This is a genomic window from Bacillus cereus group sp. BceL291 (assembly GCF_051776705.1).
Lineage (GTDB): Bacteria > Bacillota > Bacilli > Bacillales > Bacillaceae_G > Bacillus_A > Bacillus_A cereus.
In genome coordinates this window covers 1-7,939 of record NZ_JBPWAP010000133.1, presented here as the reverse complement: position 1 = coordinate 7,939, position 7,939 = coordinate 1, and the positions used below count along the sequence as shown (strand labels likewise).

Sequence of the window (7,939 nt, the reverse complement as noted above, 5' to 3'; positions counted from 1 at the left end):
ACTAATATGTAATACTGAATGAATGATTGTTATTAATTATATAGTATTAATACACGACGACGTATGTTGTTTAACAACGTAATTTAAAGGTGTATCAACAATTTGGTTGATACACCTATTTTTTATGCTTTTATCGCCCATTTATCACTACATTCAATCTCTTTATTACTACTTTTGTGTAAAAAGAATAAAGATGTTTAATTGTGCTTGTAAAAATAAAGTAACGATCTATTTGTTATCCCAAAAAACATATTGATGAACAATTTAAAATACCCTGATTAAAAAAACACCAGCTATCATAACAATTAAACCGAAAATTTGTATGGGCTTGACTCGATTTTTCAAAGAGTTAAGCAATCCAAATTGTTCTACCATCAAACTACCAATGATTTGACCGAATAAAGTAAGGATTACAGTTTGTCCATTTCCAATTTGATCAACGAGGTATACATTTATTAGAACATAAGACCCACCTAATATCCCTCCAAGCCATATCCACCATGGGGCTGATTGCTTAATAGGTTCTTTAATATTTGTGTAAGAACGGTCTATTATTCCGACAATTATAATTAAGATAATAGTACCTACAAAGAATGAAACAAGGGCTGCGTGCGAAGATGAATGAAGAACCTTTCCTAATTGACCATTGATAGCAATTTGTATAGCCATTAACATACCAGCCATTATGCCTACTATACGCCAAATCCATTGATTTAACATGCTCTCCTTGTCTGTTTGAGAAGAATATTTTTCACTTTTCTCTTGTCTAGCTATAGCTAAAAAGACACCTATTAAGACTAGTAATACGCCGAAGATTCGGCTTAATCCCAAAGGATACTGTACTGAATTAAACCAACCGTAATTATCTATTAGCATACTCATCAGAGTCATTCCCAAGATTGGCATTATTGCTGTTTGTACACTACCCAATTTAGGAAACAAAAGTATATTGGTGGTTAAAGCAATTGCTCCACCAATCCCCCCCAGCCATATAAAGATAGGTTGGTTCAAGAATAAGTCTAGTGGAATACCTAATGGTGAACCACTAATTAATATTGTAATAGTTAAGAAGATTACCCCTACAGCAAATGAGATCATTGAAGCTAAAAAAGGAGAAATCACAAATTTTCTTAATTGAGCATTAATGGCTGTTTGCACAGCAAAAACAGCTCCAAAACTTATAGCTAGAAGTATTGCAAACATAGAAGTTCCCCCCCCCGTTTTATCAAATTAAAATCCAGTCTATTCCACCGGAATATTCTCTTTCTAAAAAATAAAAAATTAAAACGACGGCATTGATTATATCAAAGTCGTCGTCAGGTGTAATGAATACAATAAATTCAGGATTAATTACATTAAAAAACTTATGTTTTTTATTTCAAGAAGGCTCTGCATTATTAATTTTTTTGATTTTTTATCCACTGTAACCAGTAAGAAAACTCACATGCTAAATGCATTTGATGCGATTTAATAAGGCTGTTAGGACAAAGTGCAGGGAACTCAACAACTAGACTTACTTCTATCCCAGTATCAGTATCTTTAAATTGATGTCGAACTCCACCAATAATAGTACCGTCTTTCATACGTGCTACACCTGTTGATTGGTATTGATAAGACTTATCTCTAGGTGTTTGCAATCTAGTTTCGTCACCAAAAACAATAAAGAATTGAACTGGAAATGGAGAATTACCAGTAGTTTCTATAACTTCTAATTGATTTTCTCCAAAAGGTCTTAGTACATAGTGATCAGGACAAGCTGATAAATTCACTTGATTATTCTCGCGTGATTGTTCAAGCATAAGACTATCAATTCCATTTATCGCTTCTTCTGCTGTAATCCCATCTAAATAAATACTTGTTTTTGAAAATTTCCGTCTCTCACCAGATAAAGCCGTACCAATACGCATGCCCATCTCACTCAGTCTAAGTTTAAATCTCAACTTATCGTACATTTCATTGTATGAATATCTTAACTTTAGTTCCGTTAGTTTTTTTATCATGTCATCTGTATCATGTATTTGAGGCTCTTTATGTCCTAATGTATTGAAAACTTTCTTAATACGTTCTTTTTTCCATTTTGTAAGTTCTTCTTGTGAAATGTTTTTTCCTTCAATATAAATTTTCATATTAATTCTCCTTTACTCTTCATCAATTATTATTCCAACAATCGTTTTTTTAAATTATTGTTAGTCAGTTTACTGAGTAAAACCAAAGTATTTTTTAAAAACATATCTAGGAATAGAAATTCCATAGTGCTATTTTAGATATCTTCTTTTTGATCGTACTTTAATGTGGTGAATATGAGATTAATCATCTCTTTCTTCGTATCAAGATTTAAATTTAGCTCCGAATGGGCAATACTGCTAAGACCATATAAAATAAATCCAGAAGTTAAAGATAAGTTGTCAGTATGGAATACTCCTATTTTTACTCCATCCTCAATCACTTGTTGAATGAGTGGTTGTAATTGCATAAATAATTTCTGCTCAAGTAGGTAATGTTGTTCTGTCTGAAATGAACTCGAATCTTTGTATGGTGCTAGTTTTTCAATAAATGTCCAAAATATATCTAGAGAATTTTTCATTTTTTGCATAACGAGCAATTCATTCGAAGTAAGTATTTGCTGAATTATTTCTATATTTTTCACAATAAAATCATTTAAAATCTCATCAACAAAATCTTCTTTAGATTTAAAGTAATAATAAAATAAACCTGTCGCTACACCTGCATGATTAACGACATCCTTTATGCTAAATCCTCCCATACCGTTTTTCATATAAAGTTCAAAACCTATATCCATTAACTCTTGACGCCTTATATCAGGTTCTTTTGATATTCTTTTCATAATTTATCTCCTACCGTATTATTTTTACGACTGAATCTGATTCAATCATAAACGACTGAATTCGATTCAGTCAAGTGTTATTGAATCTGATTTAGTCACTTATTATATAGAAAGATCGCTACTTTATTTCAAACCCACATATAAAACTTGTTTGTGGCGTGGTCATTCACTTTTATCACCATTTTTGCTATTTCTTTCGGTTCAAGAGAAGGTAAATTAATTGTACAGTCGACTTATTACCACATCCATCGAAGTAACAAATACAACCATTATTGCTTAAATTCTCTCCTATCGGGGCATCATAGCAGAACGTACAATCTGTTTAACAACATAATGGAAATAACACTTTAAGGAGGAGTTTATATGGAAAAATGGTTTTCAGTTAAAGAAGTAGCAGCCCTTCTGGGCTATAAAAACGAAGAAACCATAAAAAGAAAACTAAAAGATGGGCTTTTTCCAAATGCATTCCAAAACAGCCGCAAAGAAGGTTGGAAGATACCAGCAAGCGATGTAGCAACTCTAGCTGGCTCTTCTCTAAAAAAAATCCAAAGCAAAAAATCATCGTCTACTGATTACAACAAATTTGAGCTGGTCAAATTAGCATATCAAATAGCACCCCTTACTTCCCCTCCGGAAGGAGTACATAAAGCTCTCACTTCTTTACCATTAGAACAAGCACTTAAAATTTGTCTAATTTTACGGCAACAAAGTAGACCAATTGATGCTCCATTCAAGTTTGTCAAAGCAGCGATAACGAAGAAGTGGACACCAGATCCGATTACAGATGAGAAGAAAAAAAGTTTAGTCGATTTCACACAACGTGATTTTGAGGGAGGGGGATTGAAGGAACAAAGCATGGGGAAAATCCCTTTGTACAATTGGTTGGAGTAGGAATAAAGGTGGTTAATGTGAGATGAAAAGCAATTATTACTACCATATTAAATGCCCTGAAGGGGTAAAACCTAAAAAGTTTAAATTAATCGTAATGGACAAACATCATACTCCTTTCTTACCTCTCACGGTTTTTTATAAGGAGGCATTGGGTAGGGTTTCAGACAGCAGTGCGGAATCCTACCTTAAAACCCTCTATACCTTCTTTACATGGCTTCGTACCGGTAGTAATTATCAGGGGAGAATTGTAAATTGGAATGATGAACCTCACATTGTACGGGCATCCATAGAGGACTATTTGATGTATGAAGCTCATTGTAAGATTTCAACTAACGATAGCAAAACACATTACAATGTAAAGTTAACAAATAAAAGCCCTAATACTGTTAGTCGATTGTTAAGTGCTTTAAAATCTTTTTACAAAATCATGATTCATGTAAGGATGTATTTTTATCCCAATCCCTTAATTGATACGCACGCTATTTTAGAAGAGCACCAAACCCTAAAAGAGGGTATTAGGGAGGGAAAACCCAGAATGCCCAATGAGGCAGGGACAGAAGAACCTTTACCAAAAAGATTCAGAAGGTTAACCGACTCTTTTTTTAAGGTCATAAATGGCGAGTGGAAACCTCAGATTATTGATACTCCTCATCTCCCTGCTATGATTGATAAGGCTGGAGCGAAAAGTAAATGGAAACTTAGAGACGAAATTATTACACGAATGTTATTTCAAACCGGAGCAAGAGCAAGAGAGGTTATTGAACTTACATTTGGTGACTATCGTTCTAGGAATGACAAGAATGAGTTTGCCACCTTTAACAAAGGAAGCAATGGAAAAAGGACAAAGTTTTTGAGAGTAGATAATGACACATTAAAATTACTTGATAAATATATCCATGGTGAGAGAAAGAAAGTTAATAAAAGTGCTTTAAACATGAATGACACACCTGATGAAACTCCAATATTTCTTAATCAATATGGAAATCCCTACACGTATGATGCCTTTCTAAAAAATTGGTTAACTATCATGGGAAAAGCAGAAATTAAAATCAACATTCATAAAACTCGTCATTGGTTCGTAACCCGAAACATTCGTGAAATTCGTGAAAACTACAAGACAAAGGTAGAACAGGATAATGCAATCGAACAATTAAGAATTTATATAAATTGGAGCGAAAAAGCAGACACCATGAAAATCTATGAGCACTATATTGATGAAAGAGATTATGTGGCAAAGGTGCATGATAAATTATTGAAAAAGATGAAACAGGATCAGGAGGAGTATTTAAATCCGTTAAAGCCTCGTAAGAAGGCTAAACAACCTTCGGTTGAACCTAGAAATAAGGTTGTTCAAATTCCTGAAAAACGACATGAATTAATGGACTTTATTAATGAATTGAATAGTTAATCCATTAATCTAAGGATGTGGGAATGTGATTAATAAATTAGAAAGTAAACTATGGTATCAAGAATTAAAAGGCAAGGTTGATGACAACATTCTTGCCTATCAAGATAAACGAGGCTACTTTTGGGATAAGGTTAATCCCGAGCATTTGCGTTACTTCAAAAGCAACTGTTGTAATCACCCTTTTACAAACCACTTAGCATTAGGTTTGATGGTAATGTCCAATGAAAATTTAGACCCCATGACTATTTACGGGGTAAATATAGCAGTAAGTATCGGTCTCAAGAACCTCTTTCAAGAACTAAAACTAGCGAGTGTTAATGATTTTGATGTGGATATACATCTGTCCAATTATTTACGAGGGGAGATTCTCCCCGCCCATTCAGATCATAAGAGAAGTGAATTCTTTAGGTTCTATAAAAGTGAAGTCAAACATGTACAAAAATGGTACGAGACTAAATTAAAAAAGGAGCAACAAGAAGTGTTTGCCCCTTTTTTATTCCCTCAAACATACTTGGAGCCCAGGGATTTTAAAGTTACAAAATCTGCAATTGAAAATGCAAAGAATAAACGGAAGTCCGAAACAGACGCAATTTCGAAAGACTTTTTAAAAATTCGTGCTGAAGGTGGATTCCGTTTGAATCAAGTTAGGCGTTTGCGACAGAAATACCTTGAGGTTGTGGAATTAGTAAAAGATCACGGTTATCCTCTTCCTTTTGAATTTTCTTATATTGAAAACGGAGAACGTGGAGATGTATCAAAGGAGCTTTTTTCCTTTCGATTATGGGATAAACCGTCTTTCGTACTTCATCATAGTGACAATTATTCTTCAGTAACCATTGGTAATGCAAAAGCACAAAAATTGACTTATTCAGATAAAAACAATGAATACTTCGTCGAGTTTTTAAAAGCAGAAGTATTAGATGATGAAACTGGTAAACCAGTAGAAGAAACTGAAGGTTTTTGGTTTTTACCCATTTTGGAACATCAATTAATCGGAATTTGGCATCAATCTTTAAGCGAAGAGAAAATAAAAAGAAAATTGAAAATACTTGAGATGTACGGATATAGCGAACTAGGTTCTGAGGGTCTTACTACGCCTTTCTATTCTAATCACAAAGGCATTCTATCACAAGGTATTTTTGTATCTGAAAACCAGAATCATGCCGATGGCATTTTAATGAACATTGAGGTATTGTACATTACAGCTCTATTCGGTGCGACAGCACTAGATATATTTACGTCTTCAGGTTCAAGGTTAGGGGAAATGGTGCAAATTCATTTTGGCACAGGGTGTTTAGATCAGGGAATTGTCATCGATTCAGAAACAAATCAAGAGATAACAGCGTACATGTTTAGAGCTATTCCGAAAGGAAGAGATGAGCCTGCAATCTTTTATGTCGTCAAAGATACTTTTGATTTAATAAAGGAAATTGGTTTTTACCTTAGAGATGTACATTATAAAGGTTCACTTCCAACTGTGGAATTTAGATATCGTAAAAGTACGGGTGTATCGCGCCCAGACCAACCCTATTTATTTCAGTTTCACGGTAAGCATTTTGGACATATAACTTTTGCATGTGTTTTAAACTTCATCTGTTTCGGATTGGTTTATGAGACACAAGACAAGAAATTAGTAAAGCTGAAACCACACTTATTACGCCACAGTTTTGCGACACATGCGGTACAGGCAGAGGAACTCCCGATTGATGTCGTAGCAATGATTCTTAACCAAAAGGATGTATCAGTTACAGGATATTATTCTCAACCTACCCAAAGCCAAGTAACAGGTTTGGTGTTCGACTTTCATACTTCTATGACTACTAAAATTGACATTATGAAGGAAGTATTAAGAAACCCAAAAGAGCTACAAGAAATTTTTAAACGTCAGAGAGAAATTAGTGGACCTTTTAGTAAAACTGTTGGGGGTACATGTGTCACTAATAAGGTTTGTCCAATAAAGTTTGCATGTGTAGGATGTGGTACTAAAATACCTGAACCAGAACAAAAGCACGAGTTAATTTCTTATTTAGAATGGGCACAAAAATCAATGGAGTATCACCAAGAAAAAGGGTTCAAATTGGAAGTAACAAAATTTAAAAAAACGATACACGATGCGAAAGTTGAATTGAAAGAAATAGCATTAATTGAGGAGTATAGGAGAGATAAGGAGAATGAGCCAAAACTTATCATTAAAAAGACATAAAAGCGGTTTAGAGAACGATTATGAAAAACGAAGGGTTAACTCCTTTAAACTAGGTAAAAAAGCAATAGATGTCCTCCTTACGGAGGGCAAAGAAGTTACCTTACACAATGTATCTAAAAAGACAAAAGAACTTGATGAACAAGGCAAAGGGATTCATTTTAACACCATTAGAAATCATGAAGAACTCTATGCATATTATAAAGAAAAAAGTAAGAGTTATAAGAAAAAGCAAAAAGAGCTGGAAAAGCATCTTCCTTATCGTAAAAATAAAAAATATTCCTTTCATGAGTTTGGGCAATTAAAACCTGACAGAAGTTTAAAGAATGTTTATAGACAATATATGCGTCTAACAAAGAATGAATTAGCGACTCGTTTGATAGAAGCTGAGCAGTACATAGCAGAAGGAAAACAGGAGTATTTGAAAAAGTTATTTGAGACGTATGAGGGATAAAAACTGAATTTAAACCACAAATTGTCGTGATAAAAGGAGTGGATTCCCCCACTCCTCTTTTTATTCCCTACAATTGTTTAACAACATACCTTTATTGCTAATTCAAACCTCAAAGTTCACTTTTCTTATCTTTCAGTAAAA

General features: G+C 33.8%; 7 protein-coding genes. 4 read left to right on the top strand and 3 right to left on the bottom strand.

Annotated features, from left to right (window positions below):
• Window positions 1-264: 264 nt before the first annotated feature.
• The 3 genes from ACS2CR_RS32615 to ACS2CR_RS32605 all read right to left on the bottom strand — a co-directional run bounded on the left by ACS2CR_RS32615 (window position 265) and on the right by ACS2CR_RS32605 (window position 2,845).
• A complete protein-coding gene (locus ACS2CR_RS32615; RefSeq protein ID WP_153602750.1) occupies window positions 265-1,203 on the bottom strand; it encodes a DMT family transporter in 939 nt (312 codons plus the stop codon).
• Window positions 1,204-1,397: 194 nt separating this feature from the next.
• Entirely contained in the window at window positions 1,398-2,126 is a 729-nt protein-coding gene (locus ACS2CR_RS32610) for a hypothetical protein (RefSeq protein ID WP_000708315.1), read from the bottom strand.
• A 134-nt stretch (window positions 2,127-2,260) separates the two neighbouring features.
• Window positions 2,261-2,845, bottom strand: a complete 585-nt coding sequence (locus ACS2CR_RS32605; RefSeq protein ID WP_000822612.1) for a TetR/AcrR family transcriptional regulator — start codon at window positions 2,843-2,845, stop codon at window positions 2,261-2,263.
• A gap of 363 nt (window positions 2,846-3,208) precedes the next feature.
• On the opposite strand from ACS2CR_RS32605, the gene ACS2CR_RS32600 reads away from it, so the two are divergent.
• From ACS2CR_RS32600 to ACS2CR_RS32585, 4 genes are read left to right on the top strand one after another with little or no spacing between them, the layout of a single operon-like run.
• Window positions 3,209-3,736, top strand: a complete 528-nt coding sequence (locus ACS2CR_RS32600; RefSeq protein WP_153602751.1) for a helix-turn-helix transcriptional regulator — start codon at window positions 3,209-3,211, stop codon at window positions 3,734-3,736.
• 22 nt (window positions 3,737-3,758) lie between these two features.
• Window positions 3,759-5,144 (top strand): tyrosine-type recombinase/integrase, encoded by a 1,386-nt coding sequence (locus ACS2CR_RS32595; protein WP_021728025.1) that lies wholly within the window; start codon window positions 3,759-3,761, stop codon window positions 5,142-5,144.
• 25 nt (window positions 5,145-5,169) lie between these two features.
• Complete coding sequence (locus ACS2CR_RS32590) at window positions 5,170-7,347, top strand: site-specific integrase (RefSeq protein ID WP_309567950.1); 2,178 nt, start codon at window positions 5,170-5,172, stop codon at window positions 7,345-7,347.
• Entirely contained in the window at window positions 7,316-7,798 is a 483-nt protein-coding gene (locus ACS2CR_RS32585) for a hypothetical protein (protein ID WP_061113526.1), read from the top strand. The genes ACS2CR_RS32590 and ACS2CR_RS32585 overlap by 32 nt, the downstream gene beginning before the upstream one ends.
• Window positions 7,799-7,939 lie beyond the last annotated feature (141 nt).

What these genes read in the sequence shown, in the direction of transcription:
- ACS2CR_RS32605 (WP_000822612.1), bottom strand. Translation starts at nt 2,845, where the DNA reads ATGAAAAGAATATCAAAAGAACCTGATATAAGGCGTCAAGAGTTAATG.
- ACS2CR_RS32610 (WP_000708315.1), bottom strand. Translation starts at nt 2,126, where the DNA reads ATGAAAATTTATATTGAAGGAAAAAACATTTCACAAGAAGAACTTACA.
- ACS2CR_RS32585 (WP_061113526.1), top strand. Translation starts at nt 7,316, where the DNA reads ATGAGCCAAAACTTATCATTAAAAAGACATAAAAGCGGTTTAGAGAAC.
- ACS2CR_RS32600 (WP_153602751.1), top strand. Translation starts at nt 3,209, where the DNA reads ATGGAAAAATGGTTTTCAGTTAAAGAAGTAGCAGCCCTTCTGGGCTAT.
- ACS2CR_RS32595 (WP_021728025.1), top strand. Translation starts at nt 3,759, where the DNA reads ATGAAAAGCAATTATTACTACCATATTAAATGCCCTGAAGGGGTAAAA.
- ACS2CR_RS32615 (WP_153602750.1), bottom strand. Translation starts at nt 1,203, where the DNA reads ATGTTTGCAATACTTCTAGCTATAAGTTTTGGAGCTGTTTTTGCTGTG.